The organism is Streptococcus sp. SK643 (assembly GCF_000259505.1).
Lineage (GTDB): Bacteria > Bacillota > Bacilli > Lactobacillales > Streptococcaceae > Streptococcus.
In genome coordinates, this window is the sequence record NZ_AJMM01000006.1 from 31801 (window position 1) to 53261 (window position 21461).

The following is a 21461-nucleotide window of genomic DNA, read 5'->3' on the forward strand; positions in this document are numbered from 1 at the left end:
GTCTGTATGTAAGGAGGTAAATCATGGAGTTAGTGCATGGAATTTCAACACATTTTATCCAATCAAAAAAGTTTAAAACTAACAAAATAAGCATTCGTTTTACAGCTCCATTATCTCTTGACACGATTGCAGGTCGTATGTTGAGTGCGAGTATGTTAGAAACGGCCAATCAGAAATATCCTAAGTCTCAAGATTTTAGAAGACATTTAGCTAGTTTATATGGAACAGATGTTTCAACCAATTGTTATAGAAGAGGTCAAAGTCATATTGTGGATCTGACTTTGAACTATGTTCGAGACGAGTTTTTGAGTAGGAAAAATGTCTTAACGTTGCAGGTGTTAGAGTTATTAAAAGAGATTCTATTTTCCCCTTTGCTATTGGATGATGGCTTTGACCCAGTCTTATTTGAGATTGAGAAAAAGCAATTACTAGCAACTTTAGCTGCCGATATGGATGATTCTTTTTATTTTTCACATAAAGAATTAGATCGTCTTTTCTTTAATGATGAGCGTCTTCAACTGAAATATGAAGATTTACGAACCCGTATTCTAGAGGAGACTCCTCAAAGTTCTTACACCTGTTTTCAAAACTTTTTAGCTAATGACCGAATTGATTTCTTTTTCTTAGGTGATTTTAATGAGATTGAAATTCAAAAATTATTGGAATCTTTCAATTTTAAGGATCGAAAAGGAGATGTGAGAGTTCAGTATCAACAACACTACTCAAATATACTACAAGAAAATATGGTCAGAAAAAATGTGGGACAATCTATTTTAGAATTGGGCTACCATTGCTCTGTTGAATATGGTGATGAACAACATTTACCTATGATTGTTATGAATGGTTTATTGGGGGGATTTGCTCATTCTAAATTATTTGCAAATGTTCGTGAAAAAGCTGGATTAGCCTATACTATTTCAAGTCAGTTGGATTTATTTAGTGGATTTTTAAGAATATACGCTGGTATTGACCGAGAAAATCGTAATCAAGCTCGCAAGATGATGAATAACCAATTGCTTGATTTGAAAAAAGGATACTTTACAGATATGGAATTAGAGCAGACGAAAGAAATGATACGTAGATCTTTATTGATTTCTCAAGATAGTCAAAGTTCACTTATTGAACGGACCTACCAAAATTCTATACTTGGAAAATCTTCTGAAGATATTGAGAATTGGATTGAAAGGCTGGATAAAATTGATAAGGAAACTATTTGTAAAGTTGCCAATCAAGTCAAACTTCAAGCGATTTACTTTATGGAAGGTATAGAATGACAAAAATTATTTTTGAAGAAAAATACTATCCAGCTGTAAAAGAAAAGGTTTATCGGACAAGGTTGTCAAATGGGTTGACAGTAGCTCTATTACCTAAAAAAGAATTTAAAGAGGTTTACGGTAGTGTAACTGTTCAATTTGGTTCTATAGATACGCTTGTTAGAGAAGTTGACGGAACTGTAAAACAGTATCCTGAGGGGATTGCTCATTTTCTGGAACATAAACTGTTTGAGAGGGGAGATTCTAGTGATATAATGGCAGCATTTACGCTACTAGGAGCAGATAGTAATGCTTTTACAAGTTTTACTAAAACTAACTATCTTTTTTCAGCTACGGATTATTTACTAGAGAATTTAGATTTACTTGAAGAATTGGTTACGAAAGCTCATTTTACAGAAGATTCTATACTTAGAGAGCAAGATATTATACAGCAAGAACGAGAGATGTATCAAGACGATCCAGATTCGTGCCTATTCTTTTCAACTTTAGCGAACTTATATCCAGGAACCCCTTTAGCTACAGATATAGTTGGTAGCGAGGAGTCTATTGTTCAAATTTATACCGATAATTTACATGATAATTTTACAAGGTTTTACAAACCTGTCAACATGTCTTTGTTTTTAGTTGGTAACTTTGATATTGACAACATCCAGGATTACCTTCAAAGAAAAGTCTTGCAAGATATGAGTTTTGAAGAGTTTACAAGAGAAAAAATTGATTTACAAGATGTAAAGCCAACAGATAGTATGAGGATGGAAGTTTCTTCTCCCAAACTTGCCATTGGAATTAGGGGGAAGAAGGAGGTTTCTCAAGAAGATGGCTATCGGTATAATATTTTATTAAAAATATTGTTTGCAATGATGTTTGGTTGGACTTCAAATCGTTTCCAAAACTTATATGAATCAGGTAAGATAGATGCTTCCTTATCTCTTGAAGTTGAAGTGACAAGTCGTTTTCATTTCGTCATGTTGACAATGGATGCAAAGGAGCCAGTTGCCTTATCACATCAGTTTAGAAAGGCTATTCGTAATTTTATAAAGGATCCAGATATAACAGAGGAACACTTGGACATTATTAAAAGAGAGATGTACGGAGAATTTTTTAGTAGCCTAAATTCCTTGGAATTTATTGCAACACAATATAATGTTTTAGATAAGGGTGAAACAATTTTTGATTTACCGAAGATTTTACAGGAAATCACTTTAGAGGATGTGCTTGAAGCAGGACATCACTTAATAGATGATGGAGATATAGTTGATTTTACAATTTTTCCAATATAAAAGTCATGGAAAAACAGAAAGAAAGAATGTTAAGTATGAGAAAAAAAACTATTGGTGAGGTTTTACGTTTAGCTAGAATTAATCAGGGATTCAGTTTAGATGAGTTGCAACAAAAGACAGAAATCCAGTTAGAGATGATAAAAGCCATGGAAACAGATGATTTTGATCAGCTACCTAGTCCTTTTTATGCACGATCCTTCTTGCGTAAATATGCTTGGGCAGTGGAACTGGATGAAAGAATCGTTTTGGATGCGTATGACTCTGGAAGTATGATTACTTATGATGAAGTAGATGTTGATGAGGAAGAGTTGTCAGGTCGTAGACGTACAAGTAAGAAAAATAGAGCATCATTTTTACCATTGTTTTATTTTATACTTTTTGCATTATCAATTTTAATTTTTGTTACATATTATGTTTGGAGTTATATTCAAAATCAACCGGAGCCCCCTTACATTTCTAACTATAGCGTGGTTCGAGAAACAAGTTCGACAAGCTCTGCTTCTCAAAACTCAAGCAGTAGTTCAAGTTCTTCGATCTTGGAGTCAGCTATAAGCGTCTCAGGAGAAGGAAATTATGTAGAAGTTGCCTATAAAACAAATCAGGAAACTGCTAAAATACAATTGGCAGTCTCAGATGCAAGAAGCTGGATTAGTGTGTCAGATAGCGAGCTCGCAGGCGGTGTGACCTTATCGCCAGATAATAAAAGTAGTCAAACAACAGTATCAACTAAAGATCCAGTGACAGTGACTTTAGGTGTTGTAAAAGGCGTTGTTTTGACTGTAGATAATCAGACAGTTGATTTATCTAAATTAACGACTCCGACTGGAACCGTCACTATCAAATTCACTAAGAATTAAGGAAAAACGAATGAAAAAAGAACAAATTCCAAATCTTTTAACAATAGGTCGTATCTTATTTATCCCTATTTTCATCCTTATTTTAACTGTAGGAAAATCGATGGGGAGTCATATGATAGCAGCGATTATTTTTACGATTGCTAGTATCACAGACTATTTGGATGGTTATCTAGCTCGTAAATGGAATGTGGTTAGCAATTTTGGAAAATTTGCGGATCCAATGGCGGATAAGTTATTGGTTATGTCAGCTTTTATTATGCTTATTGAACTAGGGATGGCTCCAGCTTGGCTTGTAGCAGTAATTATTTGTCGTGAACTTGCTGTAACAGGTTTAAGATTGCTACTGGTTGAGACCGGCGGAACAGTTCTTGCAGCAACAATGCCAGGTAAAATTAAGACCTTTAGTCAAATGTTTGCTATCATTTTCTTATTATTACATTGGACCTTGATTGGCCAAGTTATACTTTATATAGCTTTGTTTTTCACTATCTATTCTGGCTATGATTATTTCAAGGGTAGTGCGCATATATTTAAAGGGACATTTGGTTCGAAATGAAATCGATTATTGACGTAAAAAACCTTTCTTTTCGTTATAAGGAAAGTCAAGAATACTATGATGTGAAAGATATTACGTTTCACGTGAAACGTGGAGAATGGCTTTCTATTGTAGGGCATAATGGTAGTGGAAAATCAACAACTGTTCGATTAATTGATGGCTTACTTGAAGCAGAGTTTGGAGAAATTTTAATCAATGGCCAACGATTAACAGAAGAAAATATTTGGGATTTACGACATCAGATTGGTATGGTGTTTCAAAATCCTGATAATCAATTTGTCGGAGCAACTGTTGAGGATGATGTTGCTTTTGGTTTGGAAAATCAGGGAATTTCTCGTCAAGAAATGAAAGAAAGAGTAGAGGAAGCTCTAAATTTGGTTGGCATGTTGGACTTTAAGAAGAAAGAGCCAGCACGTCTATCAGGCGGGCAAAAGCAACGTGTAGCTATTGCTGGAGTTGTGGCCCAAAGGCCAGCTATTTTAATTCTAGACGAAGCAACCAGTATGTTGGATCCTGAAGGCCGTAGAGAGCTCATTGAGACCGTACAAGGAATTAGAAAAGACTACGATATGACGGTTATTTCCATTACACATGATTTAGAAGAAGTTGCTATGAGTGACCGTGTATTAGTCATGAAAAAAGGGACTATTGAATCAACTGGTAGTCCTAGGGAGCTTTTTTCTCGAAATGATTTAGATCAAATCGGATTGGATAGTCCTTTTGCCAATCAATTAAAAAATTCTTTGAGTCAGTGTGGCTATGATTTACCTGAACATTATTTGACAGAAAGTGAGCTAGAGGAAAAGCTATGGGAATTGCTCTAGAAAATGTGAGTTATACGTATCAGGAGGGAACTCCCTTGGCTTCAACAGCTTTGTCTGATATTTCTTTGACGATTGAAGATGGTTCGTATACTGCTCTGATTGGACATACAGGAAGCGGAAAATCAACGATTTTACAACTTTTGAATGGATTGTTGGTTCCAAGTCAAGGAAGTGTACAAGTTTTTGATACACTCATTACTGCAACTTCTAAAAATAAAGATATTCGTCAGATTCGTAAACAAGTTGGATTAGTATTTCAATTTGCTGAGAACCAGCTTTTTGAAGAAACTGTTTTGAAAGATGTGGCTTTTGGACCGCAAAATTTTGGAGTTTCGAAAGATGAGGCAGAGAAGATTGCGCGTGAAAAATTAGGCATGGTTGGAATTGACGAATCCTTATTTGAACGTAGTCCGTTTGAACTTTCAGGTGGTCAAATGAGACGTGTTGCTATCGCAGGTATACTTGCAATGGAGCCTGAAATCTTAGTTTTGGATGAACCAACGGCAGGCTTGGATCCTCTTGGAAGAAAAGAATTGATGAGCTTGTTTAAACAGCTGCATCTGTCAGGAATGACTATTGTCTTGGTAACGCATTTGATGGATGATGTAGCTGAGTATGCAGATCAAGTATTTATTATGGAAAAGGGATGTGTGGTTAAAAGTGGCCAGCCAAGTGATGTTTTTCAGGATGTTGCATTTATGGAAACAGTACAGTTGGGTGTCCCTAAAATAACAGCTTTTTGTAAACGATTGGCTGATAGAGGTGTATCTTTTAAAAGACTACCAATCAGGATAGAGGAATTCAAGGAGTCGCTAAATGGATAGTATGATTTTGGGGCGTTACATACCTGGAGATTCGATTGTTCACCGCTTGGATCCACGCAGTAAATTATTGGGTATGATGCTATTGATTTTGATTGTTTTTTGGGCTAATAACCCCATCACCAATTTGATTCTTTTCGTTGCGACAGGTATTTTTATCGCTTTGTCAGGGGTATCGCTCTCATTCTTTATTCAGGGACTGAAGTCTATGTTCTTTTTGATTGCCTTTACGACCCTTTTTCAATTCTTTTTCATTTCAAGTGGAAATGTTATATTCGAGTTTTGGTTTGTGAGAATCACTGACTACGCTCTGCAACAAGCTGGTATTATTTTTTGTCGATTTATCTTGATTATTTTCTTCTCAACATTATTGACTTTAACAACAATGCCTTTGAGTTTAGCATCGGCGGTTGAAGGATTGTTAGCGCCTTTAAAGAAAGTGAAAGTTCCAGTTCATGAAATTGGCTTGATGTTATCAATGAGCTTGCGTTTTGTACCAACCTTGATGGATGATACGACGCGGATTATGAATGCCCAGAAAGCTCGTGGAGTTGACTTTGGTGAAGGAAATATTGTTCAAAAAGTGAAGTCTATGATTCCTATTTTGATTCCTTTATTTGCAACTAGTTTAAAACGTGCAGATTCATTAGCGATTGCTATGGAGTCGCGTGGTTATCAGGGAGGAAAAGGTAGAAGCCAATATCGACAATTAAAATGGAGTCTAAAGGATACACTTACAATTTTTGTCATTCTAGCTCTTGGTCTATGCTTATTCTTCTTAAAATCTTAGTAAATTCCAAGGATTGTGAAAAAAGTCACTGTAACAGTTTTTTGATATAAAGGTAGGAGTATGAACCGTTTTAAAAAATCAAAATATGTAATCATTGTTTTTATCAGTGTTCTTATTGTTTCGGCACTTTTAGTGACGACTTACTCAAGTGCAGTTGTTACAAAAGTAGGAGATGGAATTTCATTGGTTGATAGGGTTGTCCAAAAACCTTTTCAATGGTTTAATTCTATAAAATCGGATTTAGGCCATTTAACAAGGACCTACGATGAAAATGAGAGTCTGAAAAAACAAATTTACCAGTTAGTGGTAAAATCAAATGAGGCGGAAAGTTTAAAGACCGAAAATGAACAATTACGTCAGCTGTTGGATATGAAATCAAAGTTGCAAGCTACTAAAATCTTGGCAACAGATGTCATTATGCGCTCCCCGGTATCTTGGCAACAGGAACTAACCCTGGATGCAGGTCGTTTAAAAGGGGTTTCTGAAAATATGCTAGTCATTGCAAATGGTGGTTTGATTGGTAGTGTTTCAAAAGTAGAAGATAACTCCACAGTTGTTAACCTTTTAACAAATACAGAAAATGCTGATAAGATTTCTGTTAAAATTCAACATGGATCTGACGTGATTTATGGAATTATTGTTGGTTATGAAAAGGAAAATGAAATTCTTAAAATTAGTCAGTTAAATAGCAACGCTGATATTAGTGTAGGTGATAAGGTTACAACAGGTGGTTTAGGAAACTTTAATGTCAAAGATATTCCTGTTGGAGATGTGGTTGCTACAACACATAGTAATGACTATTTGACACGAGAAGTAACTGTGAAATTAACAGCTAATATTAAGGATTTATATGCTGTAGAATTAGTGGGGAATTCTTAATGAGACAGTTAAAATATGTTGGTATTTTACTATTGCTTCCCTTAATTGTTTTAATCGATGCTCACCTTAGTCAAGTAGTAGGTTCTTTCTTTCCCTATGTTCATTTAAGTAGTCATTTTCTATTCTTATTCCTAATGTTTGAAACGATTGAAGTATCAGAGTATTTCTACTTACTTTATTGTTTTACAATCGGTTTAGTTTATGATATTTACTTTTTTCACTTAATAGGGATAGCAACTCTTTTATTTGTCTTGCTAGGAGTATCTATTTATAAAATGAACAGTATTATTTTGCTGAATCGTTGGACAAGAATCTTAGCTATTATTGTAATGAGTTTTCTATTTGATATGGGATCTTATCTTCTTGCTTTTGTAGTTGGAATCACTGTAGATAATTTAGCAATTTTTATAGTTTATAGCTTGGTACCATCGATGATTTTAAATTTTATATGGATGTTTGTTTTCCAGTTTATTTTTGAAAAATATTATCTATAAGAAAGAAATAAAAATGTAACAAAGGCGTAATATTCATTAGGCCTTTTTTTGATATACTAGTATTGTCTTTAAAAGAAGGAGTATCTACGTAATATGAAGAAACAAGTCTTAGCATCACTTTTATTAAGTACAGTATTAGTATCTCAAGCAGCAGTTTTAACGACTGTGCATGCAGAAACTACTGATGCAAAAATTGCAGCTAAAGATCAAAAAATTAACTCTTTAACAGCACAACAACAAGAAGCTCAAAAACAGGTTAGCCAAATTCAAGAACAAGTTTCAGCTATTCAATCTGAACAATCTAACTTGCAGTCTGAAAACGAAAGATTACAAGCGGAATCTAAAAAGCTTGAGGGAGAAATTACAGAACTGTCTAAAAACATTGTATCTCGTAATGATTCTTTGGAAAAACAAGCTCGTAGTGCTCAAACTAATGGAGCTGCAACTAGCTACATCAATACAATTGTAAACTCGAAATCCATTACAGAAGCTATTTCACGTGTTGCTGCAATGAGTGAAATTGTATCTGCTAACAATAAAATGTTGGAGCAACAAAAAGCAGATAAAAAAGCTATCTCTGAAAAACAAGTTACAAATAACGATGCTATTAATACAGTTATCGCAAACCAACAAAAATTAGCTGATGATGCTCAAGCATTGACAACTAAGCAAGCTGAGCTTAAAGCTGCAGAATTGAACCTTGCTGCTGAGAAAGCAACTGCTGAAGGAGAAAAAGCAAGTTTATTACAACAAAAAGCAGCGGCAGAAGCAGAAGCACGTGCAGCTGCGGCAGCTGAAGCAGCTTATAAAGAAAAACAAGCAAGTCAACAACAATCTGTTATTGCTTCAGCAAATACTAATTTAAATGCACAGATTCAAGCAGTTTCATCATCTACAGCTTCGGCTACTTCTACAACTCCAGCAGCACCAACGGCTTCTACACCAGCAGCTGCACCTGTTCAAGCAAAGGCTCGACCAACATACAGCTCTAATGCTTCAAGCTATCCAATTGGGGAATGTACTTGGGGAGCAAAAACTTTAGCACCTTGGGCTGGAGATTACTGGGGTAATGGCGCGCAGTGGGCTACAAGTGCAGCAGCAGCAGGATTCCGTACAGGATCAACACCTCAAGTTGGTGCAATTATATGTTGGAATGATGGCGGTTATGGTCATGTAGCAGTTGTGACAGCTGTTGAATCATCAACACGTATTCAAGTATCAGAATCAAATTACGCTGGTAATAGATCAATCGGAAATTATCGTGGTTGGTTCAATCCAGCATCTTACCCAGGATATGTTAGTTACATTTATCCAAATTAATAGATACAAAGGGGCTCTGTTTGAGTCTCTTTTATATTTTTTACCAATCTAATTTTTAATGGATATTACTAAAAATCGCTTGAAATTATTGAGGAAGTATGATAAAATAAGAACTGTCGTGTAAACGATAATACTCATTCTTGATGAATTGTGAAACTGTTGCCCTTTGGTCGTTTTGCAAGTTGAAATTGAGAAGAGGAAAAAACAAAAAGGAGAAATACTCATGGCAGTAATTTCAATGAAACAACTTCTTGAGGCTGGTGTACACTTTGGTCACCAAACTCGTCGCTGGAACCCTAAGATGGCTAAGTACATCTTCACTGAGCGTAACGGAATCCACGTTATCGACTTGCAACAAACTGTAAAATACGCAGACCAAGCATACGATTTTATGCGTGATGCAGCAGCTAACGATGCAGTTGTATTGTTTGTTGGTACTAAGAAACAGGCAGCTGATGCAGTTGCTGAAGAAGCAGTACGTTCAGGTCAATACTTCATCAACCACCGTTGGTTGGGTGGAACTCTTACAAACTGGGGAACTATTCAAAAACGTATCGCTCGTTTGAAAGAAATCAAACGTATGGAAGAGGATGGGACTTTTGAAGTTCTTCCTAAGAAAGAAGTTGCACTTCTTAACAAACAACGTGCGCGTCTTGAAAAATTCTTGGGTGGTATCGAAGACATGCCTCGTATCCCAGACGTAATGTACGTAGTTGACCCACATAAAGAGCAAATCGCTGTTAAAGAAGCTAAAAAATTGGGAATCCCAGTTGTAGCGATGGTTGATACAAATACAGATCCAGATGATATCGACGTAATCATCCCAGCTAACGATGACGCTATTCGTGCTGTTAAATTGATCACAGCTAAATTGGCTGACGCTATCATCGAAGGTCGTCAAGGTGAAGATGCTGTAGCAGTAGAAGCAGAATTTGCAGCTTCAGAAGCTCAAGCAGATTCAATCGAAGAAATCGTTGAAGTTGTAGAAGGCGACAACGCTTAATTCATAGAAATAGTAATTACCTAGGAGGGCGGGGCTTAGCCCGGCTCTCCTATTTTTAAAAATATAGGAGAATCAAAATGGCAGAAATTACAGCTAAACTTGTAAAAGAGTTGCGTGAAAAATCTGGTGCCGGTGTTATGGACGCTAAAAAAGCGCTTGTAGAAACAGACGGTGACATCGAAAAAGCGATTGAATTGCTTCGTGAAAAAGGTATGGCTAAGGCAGCTAAGAAAGCTGACCGTGTTGCTGCAGAAGGTTTGACTGGTGTTTATGTTAACGGTAATGTTGCAGCAGTTATTGAAGTAAACGCTGAAACTGACTTCGTTGCGAAAAACGCTCAATTCGTTGAATTAGTAAATACTACAGCTAAAGTTATTGCTGAAGGAAAACCTGCTAATAATGAAGAGGCACTTGCTTTGACAATGCCTTCAGGTGAAACTCTTGAAGCTGCATACGTATCTGCAACAGCAACTATCGGAGAAAAAATCTCATTCCGTCGCTTTGCCTTGATTGAAAAAACAGATGAACAACACTTTGGAGCTTACCAACATAATGGTGGACGTATCGGTGTTATTTCAGTTGTTGAAGGTGGAGACGAAGCACTTGCTAAACAATTGTCAATGCACATTGCAGCGATGAAACCAACAGTTCTTTCTTACAAAGAATTGGATGAGCAATTCGTTAAAGATGAGTTAGCACAATTGAACCACGTAATCGACCAAGACAACGAAAGCCGTGCAATGGTTAACAAACCAGCTCTTCCACACTTGAAGTATGGATCAAAAGCACAATTGACTGATGATGTTATTGCACAAGCTGAAGCTGACATCAAAGCTGAATTGGCTGCAGAAGGCAAACCAGAAAAAATCTGGGACAAAATCATCCCAGGTAAAATGGATCGCTTCATGCTTGACAACACTAAAGTTGACCAAGCTTACACACTTCTTGCACAAGTCTACATCATGGATGACAGCAAGACAGTTGAAGCATACCTTGAATCAGTTAACGCTTCAGTAGTTGAGTTCGCTCGCTTTGAAGTTGGTGAAGGTATCGAGAAAGCTGCAAACGACTTCGAAGCTGAAGTTGCAGCTACAATGGCAGCAGCCTTGAATAACTAATAATAAAAAGGAAGCCAAATTGCTTCCTTTTTTCTATGAAGTAGATTTCTCTAGGGAGAGAATTCTACTTTTCAAGATATAAATAAAAAGCCCTATAATAAGGGCTAAGTGCATTTAGGAGACTACACTTCAAATTCATAGAGTGCTGTAGACAAATAACGTTCTCCGTTATCTGGTGCTAGAGCAAGAACTTTTTTACCTGTACCTAATTTCTTGGCAACCTCGATGGCTCCGTAGATAGCTGCAGCTGAAGAAATACCAATAAGGAATCCTTCTTTTCCACCAATTTCACGGCCGAGTGCTAGAGCATCGTCTGATGTTACACGAACGATACCATCATAAGCGTTTGTATCAAGTGTATCAGGAATAAATCCAGCTGAGATACCTTGAATTTTGTGAGGACCAGGTTTTTCACCAGATAGAATAGCAGATTCATCTGCTTCTACTGCAAAAACTTGAATGCTTGAATTTGCTGTTTTGAGTGCATGAGAAACACCAGAAATCGTTCCACCGGTACCCACTCCAGCAACAAAGGCATCTAGTCCATCTTTACCGAAAGCAGCTAGTATTTCAGCTCCTGTTGTTCTTTCGTGTACTTCTGGATTAGCTGGATTGTCAAATTGAAGAGGAAGGAAACCATCACGTTCAGCAGCGATTTCTTGAGCTTTAGCAATAGCGCCTTTCATTCCCTCACTACCAGGAGTTAGGACGAGTTCAGCACCATAAGCTTGGATAATCTTACGTCGTTCTACACTCATAGTTTCAGGCATAACAATAACAACTTTATACCCTTTAGCAGCACCTACCCATGAAAGTCCAATACCAGTATTTCCACTTGTTGCTTCAACAATTGTAGAACCTGGTTTAAGAATACCGTCTTGTTCAGCTTTTTCAATCATGCTAAGAGCAATACGATCTTTTACAGAAGAACCAGGGTTGAATGCTTCAAGCTTTACATAGACATCTGCAGCACCTTCTGGCACAATGTTGTTGAGTTTAACAATCGGAGTTTGACCGATTAATTCAGTAATGTTGTTATAAATAGACATGTGAATACCTCTTTGTATAAGATATTTCTAGTATAACGCTATCTATAGCATTTGTAAAATATAGAAATCCTATCGAAGTGATAGGATTTTTTTATATCACAGGTCTAAGCCATTAATTTTCAAGCGATTGTGATAAGCTAATTCTAGTAAATAGGTGTAAAGTGGAACGATATTCGTTTTCTTAGGGAATTCAAATTTATGAGCATTAAAATGCTCATTATGTGCTTTTAGAAAGACGTTTTCTAAATAAGTAATAGTAATTTCACTATCATCTATTCCTGCTCCTGCAGTTTCCATTTCAACGTTAACAATGTTCATCAAAAAGATGGATTTAACGGACATCTTGCGACCAGTAGCGCCTTGTTTATCTGTAAAGATGATACGGATATTTGTAAATATAATAGAATCACGGATAAGTTTATATCCACTTTGAATTTCTTCATTATCTAGTAGATATTGTCCATATTCTTTGGTAAGAGTTTCTTTATTTTGCTCGCTAAAGTTACCAGCGAGTCCTTGAATGAATTTTCCAAATGCCATATTTCTATCCTTTATTTACACTAAGTTTACAGGAACTTCAACTTCTCGTAAACCTTTATCAGTTAAAGTAACTTTCCCATTAAAAAATTCTACGAGTGTGGCTTTGATATTTTCTTTTTGTTCCTTATCAACATAAATCATAGTATCGATTTGGTCTGTAAAGTTTGTTTCTAGTTCTATGAGATTATGTTCTTTAAGGAAATTACTATATTCTTGGTATTGAGCGTAGGACATTTGAATAGCTATGCCAGCCTGCTCTTTGATTTCGATGATGCCAATTTCTTTGACGGCCAAGGCAACACTACCAGCGTATGCACGGATGAGTCCTCCAGCTCCTAATTTAATGCCTCCAAAGTATCGTGTCACAACCACACAAAGGTTGGTTAGATTATGATTTTCAAGCACCCCTAGCATAGGTACACCAGCAGTACCACTAGGCTCTCCATCGTCACTAGTACGTTTGATTTCACTACGTTCACCAATAATAAAAGCAGAGCAGTTATGAGTAGCTTTGTAGTGTTCTTTCTTGATAGCAGTGATGAAGTCGCGAGCCTCCTCTTCACTATAGACACGTTTGACATGACAGATAAAGCGTGATTTTTTGATTTCTTCTTGGACTTGTCCATATTCTTTAATAGTTCTAAATTCCATAATGATATTGTACTAAAAAAACATCTAAAGTGCTAGGTTTTTACGAATAAAGAAGTATGAAAGTAAATCCAAATTATCTCGGTCGCTTATTTACTGAGGAAGAATTAACTGAAGAAGAGCGTCAGTCTGCTGAAAAAATTTTGAGTATGAAAAAAGATAAAGGAAGGCTTGTCTGTCAACGTTGTAATAGTCTTATTTTGGAAGACTGGTATTTGCCCATTGGGGCTTACTATTGTAGGGAATGTTTGCTGATGAAGCGTGTAAGGAGTGATCAAGATCTATACTATTTTCCTCAGGAAGATTTTCCTGAACAAGATGTTCTAAAATGGCGAGGTCAGTTAACGCCTTTTCAAGATATGGTATCAAAAGGATTGCTCCAAGCAGTAGATAATAAGGAGGAAACCTTGGTTCATGCGGTGACGGGAGCTGGAAAGACGGAAATGATTTATCAAGTTGTGGCTAAAGTCATTAATGCTGGTGGTGCGGTATGTTTGGCCAGTCCGAGAATAGATGTTTGTTTAGAGTTATATAAGAGATTACAGAATGATTTTTCTTGTGAGATAGCCCTCCTACATGGAGAATCAGAGCCGTATTTTAGAACACCATTAGTTGTTGCAACGACACATCAATTATTAAAGTTTTATCAAGCTTTTGATTTACTGATAGTAGATGAGGTAGATGCTTTTCCTTATGTTGACAATCCAATTCTTTACTATGCTGTAAAGAATAGTGTAAAGGAGAATGGCATGAGAATCTTTTTAACAGCGACTTCTACCGATGAGTTAGATAGGAAAGTCCGTTTAGGAGAGTTAAAGAGGTTAAGCTTGCCAAGACGATTTCATGGAAATCCGTTGATTATTCCAAAACCTGTCTGGCTATCTGATTTTGAAAGATATTTAGATAAGGGGTGTTTGTCGCCAAAGTTAAAGTCCTATATTGATAAGCAGAGAAGTACTGGTTTTCCATTGCTACTTTTTGCATCAGAAATTGAGAAAGGTGAGAAATTAAAAGAAGTCTTGCAGAAGGAGTTTCCTCATGAAAAAATTGGTTTTGTGTCCTCAGTTACGGAAGATCGATTAGAGCAGGTACAAGCATTTAGAGATGGGGGACTGACTATACTCATCAGTACAACTATTCTAGAGCGTGGAGTGACTTTTCCTCGTGTAGATGTTTTTGTAGTAGAAGCGAATCATCGTCTCTTTACCAAGTCTAGTTTAATACAGATTGGAGGACGTGTCGGTCGGAGTATGGACAGACCAACAGGAGAATTGGTTTTCTTTCATGACGGTTTGAATGTTTCCATTAAGAAGGCTATTAAGGAGATTAGACAGATGAATAAGGAGGCAGATTTGTGAGCTGCTTGTTATGTGGACAGAGTATAAAGAAGGATTTAACCTTTAGAAGTTTATTACTTTTAAAGAATAAAGAAAATAATGTTTGCGTAGATTGTTTATCTGGATTCGAGAAAATTAGTGAAGAGCATTGCCCAAACTGTATGAAAACAGGTGTGTCAACCAAGTGTCAAGATTGTCAATATTGGTGTAAAGAAGGGATACGAGCCGATCATCATGCTATTTTTATCTATAATCAAGCTATGAAAGATTTTTTTAGTCGATATAAGTTTAATGGAGACTATCTCCTAAGAAAAGTTTTTGCATCATATTTATCTGAGGAATTCAGAAAGTATAAGGATTATCAGTTTGTAGTCATTCCATTAAGTTCTGAAAGATATTATAAAAGAGGCTTTAATCAGGTTATTGGCTTGGTGGAAGCAGCAGGATATTCATACAAGGATATATTAGGTAAAAGAGAAGAAAAGGCTAGTTCTTCAAAAAATCGTTTAGAACGCTTGGCTACGAAACTTCCTTTTTTTATCAAAAATGATGTTAGTATTCCTAAAAAAATATTACTTATCGATGATATTTATACTACAGGTTCAACTGCCAATCGTATTAAGAGAATGTTGGAAGCAGCAGGCACTGAAGATGTAAAAACATTTTCACTTGCAAGATGAGGAAAAAATTGCAAAATTAAGATGAAAGCGTTATAATAAACATATAAAAACAAAAATGTTTAGAAAGAAGGTACTCATATGATTAAATATAGTATCCGTGGTGAAAACCTAGAAGTAACAGAAGCAATTCGTGATTATGTAGTTTCTAAACTCGAAAAGATCGAAAAGTACTTTCAAGCAGAACAAGAGCTTGATGCTCGGATTAATTTGAAAGTGTATCGTGAAAAAACTGCTAAAGTAGAAGTAACAATTCCACTTGGATCTATTACTCTTCGTGCAGAAGATGTCTCTCAAGATATGTATGGATCAATTGATCTTGTAACAGATAAGATTGACCGTCAAATTCGTAAAAATAAAACTAAAATCGAACGTAAAAATAAAAATAAGGTTGCAACAAGTCAATTATTTACAGATGCTTTGGTTGAAGATTCAAATGTTGTTCAGTCTAGAGTTGTTCGTTCAAAACAAATTGACTTAAAACCAATGGATTTGGAAGAAGCAATTCTACAAATGGATTTATTGGGTCATGATTTCTTTATCTTTGTAGATGTTGAAGACCATACAACGAATGTTATTTATCGTCGTGAGGATGGCGAAATTGGTTTACTAGAAGTTAAAGAATCTTAAGATTTTATATAAAATATTAGAACTTGAAAGCCAAAATGGGAGAGGACAACTATAGTCCTCTCTTTTTTGTTGTTCAGAGTACTATGATGTCAATATAGAAGTTTACTGGCAAACTTATCTTGTTTTGTGGTAATGTTTTAGAGAATAAAGTTGGTAAGGTTCCTTTCTTGAGGTATGGTTGCTAGTTTTTTTGATTGACAATCTTTTAGGATAAAGCTTTTTTAGGTCTGCAGGTAAGAAACGGATAGTCAAGTTTAGTGGGGGCATACCTGTGAGTTTAATTGGTAGCTCATCCAAAATAGTCATCTCAAGGTCTTTTATTCCTCTTTGGTTTGTGATATAATTAACCGGTAAATAATTAACGCCTCTTGTTTTTCTATTAGAGATAGAGCAAACACTAGGAAAGGAGTAAGACATGAGACAGCTAGCTAAGGATATTGACAGCTTTTTGAATGAGGTGATTTTGCAGGCTGAAAATCAGCATGAAATCTTGGTAGGCCATTGTACAAGTGAGGTTGCTTTAACCAATACTCAGGAGCATATCCTCATGCTCTTGTCGGAGGAATCTTTAACAAATTCAGAATTGGCACGACGCTTGAATGTTAGCCAGGCGGCTGTAACCAAAGCTATTAAATCACTGGTTAAGGAAGGGATGCTTGAGACGTCCAAGGATCCTAAGGATGCGCGTGTGATTTTTTATCAGTTGACAGATTTGGCTCGTCCAATCGCAGAAGAGCACCATCATCACCATGAGCATACACTTTTAACCTATGAACATGTGGCGACTCAGTTTACTCCAAATGAACAAAAAGTGATTCAGCGGTTTTTGACTGCTTTAGTAGGAGAAATCAAATAATGAGATATATTACGGTAGAGGATTTATCCTTCTATTATGATAAGGAGCCGGTTTTGGAACATATCAACTACAGTGTTGATAGTGGGGAATTTGTTACCTTGACGGGGGAGAATGGGGCGGCTAAGACGACACTAATCAAGGCCAGTCTTGGAATCCTTCAGCCACGCATTGGAAAGGTGACTATTTCAAAGACAAATACGCAGGGTAAAAAATTGCGAATTGCCTACCTGCCTCAGCAAATTGCCAGTTTTAATGCAGGTTTTCCTAGTACGGTGTATGAATTTGTCAAATCTGGTCGTTATCCGAGAAAGGGATGGTTCCGTCGTTTGAATGCTCATGATGAGGAGCATATCAAGGCTAGTCTGGACTCAGTTGGTATGTGGGAACATCGAGATAAACGCTTGGGGTCTCTATCTGGGGGACAAAAGCAGCGAGCGGTGATTGCGCGTATGTTTGCTTCGGATCCAGATGTGTTTATCCTAGATGAGCCGACAACGGGGATGGATGCAGGCAGTAAAAATGAATTTTACGAACTCATGCACCATAGCGCCCATCATCACGGCAAGGCTGTTTTGATGATTACCCATGATCCTGAAGAAGTTAAGGACTATGCGGACCGCAATATTCATCTAGTTCGTAACCAAGATTCGCCATGGCGCTGTTTCAACGTTCATGAGAATGATCAGGAGGTAGGCCATGCTTAGTTTATTATCTTATGACTTTATGCAGCGTGCCTTTCTGGCCGTTATTGCTATGAGTCTTTTCTCGCCAGTATTGGGAACCTTCCTTATTTTGCGTCGTCAGAGTCTGATGAGTGATACCCTCAGCCACGTCTCGCTGTCAGGTGTAGCCTTTGGTCTGGTTCTGGGGATTTCTCCGACTGTTTCTACGATTGCTATTGTCTTGATTGCTGCGGTCTTTCTTGAGTATCTCCGTACGGTTTACAAGAGCTTTATGGAAATCGGGACAGCTATCCTCATGTCGACAGGACTAGCTGTTTCTCTGATTGTCATGAGTAAGGGTAAAAGCTCCAGTTCGATGAGTTTGGACCAATATCTCTTTGGTTCCATCGTGACGATTAGTGAAGAGCAGGTTATTTCCCTCTTTGTCATTGCTGCGGTTGTTTTGATCTTGACTTTTCTCTTTCTTCGTCCAATGTATATCCTGACCTTTGATGAAGATACGGCCTTTGTGGATGGCTTGCCTGTTCGTACCATGTCCATTCTTTTTAACATGGTAACAGGTGTGGCTATTGCCCTTATGATTCCTGCTGCGGGAGCACTTCTAGTATCGACAATTATGGTCTTGCCAGCTAGTATTGCCCTGCGCCTGGGGAAAAACTTTAAATCGGTTATGCTGCTTGCTAGTGCTATTGGTTTTTTGGGAATGGTAGCAGGACTTTACATTTCCTACTATGCAGAAACACCTGCAAGTGCAAGTATTACCATTATTTTTGTAACTGTCTTTTTACTCATCAGTTTAGTAAGACGTTTTATCAAATAGGAAATGAACATGAAAAAAATTAGCTTATTGCTAGCCAGTTTATGTGCCTTGTTTTTAGTGGCTTGTTCCAATCAAAAGCAGGCAGATAGCAAACTAAATATCGTGACAACCTTTTACCCTGTCTATGAATTTACCAAGCAAGTCGCAGGGGATACTGCTAATGTAGAACTCCTCATCGGTGCTGGCACAGAACCCCATGAATATGAACCGTCTGCCAAGGCAGTTGCCAAAATCCAAGACGCAGATACCTTCGTTTATGAAAATGAAAATATGGAAACATGGGTCCCTAAATTACTAGATACCTTGGATAAGAAAAAGGTGAAAACCATCAAGGCGACAGGTGATATGTTGCTCTTGCCAGGTGGTGAGGAAGAAGAGGGAGACCATGACCATGGAGAAGAAGGCCATCACCATGAGTACGATCCCCATGTTTGGTTATCACCAGTTCGTGCCATTAAACTAGTAGAGCACATCCGTAACAGCTTATCAGCAGATTATCCGGATAAAAAAGAGACCTTTGAGAAGAATGCTGCTGCCTATATCGAAAAATTACAAGCCTTGGATAAGGCTTATGCAGAAGGTTTATCTCAAGCTAAACAAAAGAGCTTTGTGACTCAACATGCAGCCTTTAACTACCTCGCCTTGGACTATGGACTCAAACAAGTTGCAATCTCAGGCCTCTCTCCAGATGCAGAACCATCAGCTGTACGTTTGGCAGAATTGACAGAGTACGTCAAGAAAAATAAAATTGCTTATATCTACTTTGAAGAAAATGCCTCACAAGCCCTTGCTAACACACTTTCAAAAGAAGCAGGTGTCAAAACAGATGTCCTCAATCCTTTAGAAAGTCTGACAGAAGAGGACACCAAGGCTGGCGAAAACTATATTTCCGTGATGGAGAAAAATCTCAAGGCTCTTAAACAAACAACGGACCAAGAAGGCCCAGCAATCGAGCCTGAAAAGGCAGAGGATACCAAGACAGTCCAAAATGGTTACTTTGAAGATGCAGCTGTCAAGGACCGCACCTTGAGTGACTATGCAGGTAACTGGCAATCAGTTTATCCTTTCCTTGAAGATGGTACGTTTGATCAGGTCTTTGATTACAAGGCTAAGTTGACTGGTAAGATGACTCAGGCTGAGTACAAGGCCTACTATACAAAAGGCTATCAGACAGATGTGACTAAGATTAACATTACTGATAATACTATAGAATTTGTTCAAGGTGGACAAAGTAAGAAATTCACCTACAAGTATGTTGGTAAGAAAATCTTAACTTACAAGAAAGGTAATCGTGGCGTGCGCTTCCTCTTTGAAGCCACAGATGCAGACGCTGGACAGTTCAAATATGTTCAGTTTAGTGACCACAATATCGCCCCAGTGAAGGCAGAACATTTCCATATCTTCTTTGGAGGTACAAGCCAAGAATCCCTCTTTGAAGAAATGGATAACTGGCCAACCTACTACCCAGATAATCTATCTGGACAAGAAATCGCCCAAGAAATGTTGGCGCATTGATGAGAAACCGACTAGTTCATAGGAGCTAGTCGGTTTTTTGAAATAGTGGCTGATGCGTAGTCTGTTTCAGGTGTCGGGGGATAACCTATAGCTGTTATCTTGGGTAGATGCAATTTTGTTTCAAGAACCACAGTATCATATTGAAAAAGAATCTCACAAATAATAACTCATTTTTTCTCCTTTTAAAAACGTTTGATAAATATTTCACAAACAATTGAAAACGGATACAAAAAGTAATATAATGATGGTAAATAAATAGCGCAGAGCGCAGGAGGAAATACGTATGGCTACATTTTATGTTCCAGCAGTCAATCTTATTGGTAAAGGTGTTGTAAATGAAGTAGGTCCTTATATCAAGGAACTTGGTTACAAAAAAGCACTTTTGGTGACAGATAAGTTCATCGAAGGAAGTGACATTTTGCCTAAGATTTTAAAACCACTAGATGCTGAAGGAATTGAGTATGTGATTTTTAGTGATGTGGAGCCAAATCCGACTTGTAAAAATGTTACAGATGGTGTATGTGCCTTGCAAGAAAATACTTGTGATTTCATCATTAGTGTAGGGGGTGGTTCGCCACAGGATGCGGCTAGCTGTATTTCGGTTATCGCCACAAATGGTGGGAAACCACAGGATTATGAAGGTCTCCATAAGTCTGCTAAAAAAGGTTTGCCAGTTGTGGCTATCAATACAACGGCAGGAACTTCTGCAGAGATTACGATTAACTACGTGATTACAGATGAAGAACGCAAGGTCAAAATGGTAATGGTTGATAAAAACAGTCTTGCTCTAGTCTCTGTCAATGACCCTGAATTGATGCTATCAAAACCTAAAGATCTAACTGCTGCGACAGGTATGGATGCTCTGACTCATGCTGTAGAAGCCTTGGTAACACCAGGAGCATATGATGTAACCAAGAAACTATCTATTGGAGCCATTGAGCTTATCAAGGAATACCTTCCTCGTGCCGTAGCAAATGGACACGACATTGAAGCGCGTGAAGGTATGGTCAATGCCATCTTCCTTGGTGGTATGAGCTTTAATAATGCTGGTCTTGGCTATGTTCACTCAATGGCTCACCAACTCGGTGCAGTATATAATTTGCCTCATGGTGTATGCTGTGCCATGCTTCTTCCAGTTGTGGAACGTGAAAATGCTAAACGTGTACCAGAAGCTTTCCGTAATGTTGCTAAAGCCTTGGGACTTCATGTAGAAGGTAAATCAGATGGAGAGTGTGCCGATTATGCAATTGCTGAGATTGAGAAGCTTTCTGAAACAGTAGGTATTCCTAAGAAACTAACTGAACTAGGTATCGAAGAAAAAGATTTCGACTTTGAATACCTTTCTAAGAATGCCTTGATTGATGCTTGTGCACCGGGTAATCCATTTATGCCAACTTTAGAAGAAACGATTGCCTTTTATAAAGAGTTGTTTTAGCTAGAAAATAGACTCCAAATAAGGACTATATACCTATATGATAGAGTACTTTATA

Annotated in this window: 23 protein-coding genes; 20 read left to right on the plus strand and 3 right to left on the minus strand. The window is 37.4% G+C overall.

Annotation, left to right across the window (positions count from 1 at the left end; all coding sequences use genetic code 11):
• Positions 1–23 precede the first annotated feature (23 nt).
• The 12 genes from yfmF (at position 24) to tsf (ending at position 11216) form a co-directional block, all read left to right on the plus strand.
• Positions 24–1274 (plus strand): EF-P 5-aminopentanol modification-associated protein YfmF, encoded by a 1251-nt coding sequence (yfmF, locus tag HMPREF1117_RS03330; protein ID WP_000424256.1) that lies wholly within the window; start codon positions 24–26, stop codon positions 1272–1274.
• Positions 1271–2554 carry an EF-P 5-aminopentanol modification-associated protein YfmH gene (yfmH, locus tag HMPREF1117_RS03335; protein ID WP_000161276.1) on the plus strand — a complete coding sequence of 428 codons (1284 nt, stop codon included), beginning with the start codon at positions 1271–1273 and terminating at the stop codon, positions 2552–2554. The genes yfmF and yfmH overlap by 4 nt, the downstream gene beginning before the upstream one ends.
• 35 nt (positions 2555–2589) lie before the next feature.
• Positions 2590–3411: a cytoskeleton protein RodZ gene (gene rodZ / locus HMPREF1117_RS03340; RefSeq protein ID WP_001227949.1), complete on the plus strand. Its 822-nt coding sequence runs from the start codon at positions 2590–2592 to the stop codon at positions 3409–3411.
• A gap of 10 nt (positions 3412–3421) precedes the next feature.
• Positions 3422–3967, plus strand: coding sequence for a CDP-diacylglycerol--glycerol-3-phosphate 3-phosphatidyltransferase (gene pgsA, locus HMPREF1117_RS03345; protein WP_000712140.1), 546 nt, complete (start codon positions 3422–3424; stop codon positions 3965–3967).
• On the plus strand, positions 3964–4791 hold the full coding sequence (locus tag HMPREF1117_RS03350) for an energy-coupling factor ABC transporter ATP-binding protein (RefSeq protein WP_000835723.1): 828 nt from the start codon (positions 3964–3966) through the stop codon (positions 4789–4791). Before pgsA ends, HMPREF1117_RS03350 begins: the two co-directional genes overlap by 4 nt.
• Positions 4776–5615 (plus strand): energy-coupling factor transporter ATPase, encoded by an 840-nt coding sequence (locus tag HMPREF1117_RS03355; protein ID WP_000510427.1) that lies wholly within the window; start codon positions 4776–4778, stop codon positions 5613–5615. Before HMPREF1117_RS03350 ends, HMPREF1117_RS03355 begins: the two co-directional genes overlap by 16 nt.
• A complete protein-coding gene (locus HMPREF1117_RS03360) occupies positions 5608–6402 on the plus strand; it encodes an energy-coupling factor transporter transmembrane component T family protein (RefSeq protein WP_000377906.1) in 795 nt (264 codons plus the stop codon). The genes HMPREF1117_RS03355 and HMPREF1117_RS03360 overlap by 8 nt, the downstream gene beginning before the upstream one ends.
• 60 nt (positions 6403–6462) lie before the next feature.
• A complete protein-coding gene (mreC, locus tag HMPREF1117_RS03365) occupies positions 6463–7281 on the plus strand; it encodes a rod shape-determining protein MreC (RefSeq protein ID WP_001078975.1) in 819 nt (272 codons plus the stop codon).
• Positions 7281–7775 carry a rod shape-determining protein MreD gene (mreD, locus tag HMPREF1117_RS03370; RefSeq protein ID WP_001249464.1) on the plus strand — a complete coding sequence of 165 codons (495 nt, stop codon included), beginning with the start codon at positions 7281–7283 and terminating at the stop codon, positions 7773–7775. The genes mreC and mreD overlap by 1 nt, the downstream gene beginning before the upstream one ends.
• Positions 7776–7868: 93 nt before the next feature.
• Complete coding sequence (pcsB, locus tag HMPREF1117_RS03375; protein WP_000745153.1) at positions 7869–9095, plus strand: peptidoglycan hydrolase PcsB; 1227 nt, start codon at positions 7869–7871, stop codon at positions 9093–9095.
• Between the two features lie 223 nt (positions 9096–9318).
• Complete coding sequence (gene rpsB, locus HMPREF1117_RS03380) at positions 9319–10098, plus strand: 30S ribosomal protein S2 (RefSeq protein ID WP_007556349.1); 780 nt, start codon at positions 9319–9321, stop codon at positions 10096–10098.
• 77 nt (positions 10099–10175) lie between these two features.
• Entirely contained in the window at positions 10176–11216 is a 1041-nt protein-coding gene (gene tsf, locus HMPREF1117_RS03385; RefSeq protein WP_000808074.1) for a translation elongation factor Ts, read from the plus strand.
• 122 nt (positions 11217–11338) lie between these two features.
• Here the strand turns inward: tsf and cysK are convergent, their stop codons facing one another.
• The 3 genes from cysK to HMPREF1117_RS03400 form a co-directional block, all read right to left on the minus strand.
• Complete coding sequence (gene cysK / locus HMPREF1117_RS03390; protein WP_000029887.1) at positions 11339–12265, minus strand: cysteine synthase A; 927 nt, start codon at positions 12263–12265, stop codon at positions 11339–11341.
• A gap of 96 nt (positions 12266–12361) precedes the next feature.
• On the minus strand, positions 12362–12805 hold the full coding sequence (locus tag HMPREF1117_RS03395; protein ID WP_000863910.1) for a PH domain-containing protein: 444 nt from the start codon (positions 12803–12805) through the stop codon (positions 12362–12364).
• Positions 12806–12820: 15 nt separating this feature from the next.
• Positions 12821–13456, minus strand: coding sequence for a YigZ family protein (locus HMPREF1117_RS03400; protein WP_000395767.1), 636 nt, complete (start codon positions 13454–13456; stop codon positions 12821–12823).
• 56 nt (positions 13457–13512) lie between these two features.
• Between HMPREF1117_RS03400 and HMPREF1117_RS03405 the strand changes: the two genes are divergently transcribed.
• The 8 genes from HMPREF1117_RS03405 to HMPREF1117_RS03445 all read left to right on the plus strand — a co-directional run bounded on the left by HMPREF1117_RS03405 (position 13513) and on the right by HMPREF1117_RS03445 (position 21406).
• A complete protein-coding gene (locus HMPREF1117_RS03405) occupies positions 13513–14811 on the plus strand; it encodes a DEAD/DEAH box helicase (RefSeq protein ID WP_000867703.1) in 1299 nt (432 codons plus the stop codon).
• Positions 14808–15470, plus strand: a complete 663-nt coding sequence (locus tag HMPREF1117_RS03410; RefSeq protein ID WP_001277677.1) for a ComF family protein — start codon at positions 14808–14810, stop codon at positions 15468–15470. The genes HMPREF1117_RS03405 and HMPREF1117_RS03410 overlap by 4 nt, the downstream gene beginning before the upstream one ends.
• Before the next feature lie 78 nt (positions 15471–15548).
• Positions 15549–16097 carry a ribosome hibernation-promoting factor, HPF/YfiA family gene (hpf, locus tag HMPREF1117_RS03415; protein ID WP_000599098.1) on the plus strand — a complete coding sequence of 183 codons (549 nt, stop codon included), beginning with the start codon at positions 15549–15551 and terminating at the stop codon, positions 16095–16097.
• 415 nt (positions 16098–16512) lie between these two features.
• Positions 16513–16953 (plus strand): zinc-dependent transcriptional regulator AdcR, encoded by a 441-nt coding sequence (gene adcR, locus HMPREF1117_RS03425; protein WP_001249316.1) that lies wholly within the window; start codon positions 16513–16515, stop codon positions 16951–16953.
• Positions 16953–17657, plus strand: coding sequence for a metal ABC transporter ATP-binding protein (locus tag HMPREF1117_RS03430; RefSeq protein WP_001269496.1), 705 nt, complete (start codon positions 16953–16955; stop codon positions 17655–17657). Before adcR ends, HMPREF1117_RS03430 begins: the two co-directional genes overlap by 1 nt.
• The gene (locus HMPREF1117_RS03435; RefSeq protein ID WP_000950038.1) at positions 17650–18456 is read left to right on the plus strand and encodes a metal ABC transporter permease; all 807 of its coding nucleotides are present in this window, start codon (positions 17650–17652) and stop codon (positions 18454–18456) included. The genes HMPREF1117_RS03430 and HMPREF1117_RS03435 overlap by 8 nt, the downstream gene beginning before the upstream one ends.
• A 9-nt stretch (positions 18457–18465) precedes the next feature.
• Complete coding sequence (adcA, locus tag HMPREF1117_RS03440; RefSeq protein WP_000724094.1) at positions 18466–19971, plus strand: zinc ABC transporter substrate-binding lipoprotein AdcA; 1506 nt, start codon at positions 18466–18468, stop codon at positions 19969–19971.
• 283 nt (positions 19972–20254) lie between these two features.
• Positions 20255–21406, plus strand: a complete 1152-nt coding sequence (locus HMPREF1117_RS03445; protein ID WP_000190387.1) for an iron-containing alcohol dehydrogenase — start codon at positions 20255–20257, stop codon at positions 21404–21406.
• Positions 21407–21461 lie beyond the last annotated feature (55 nt).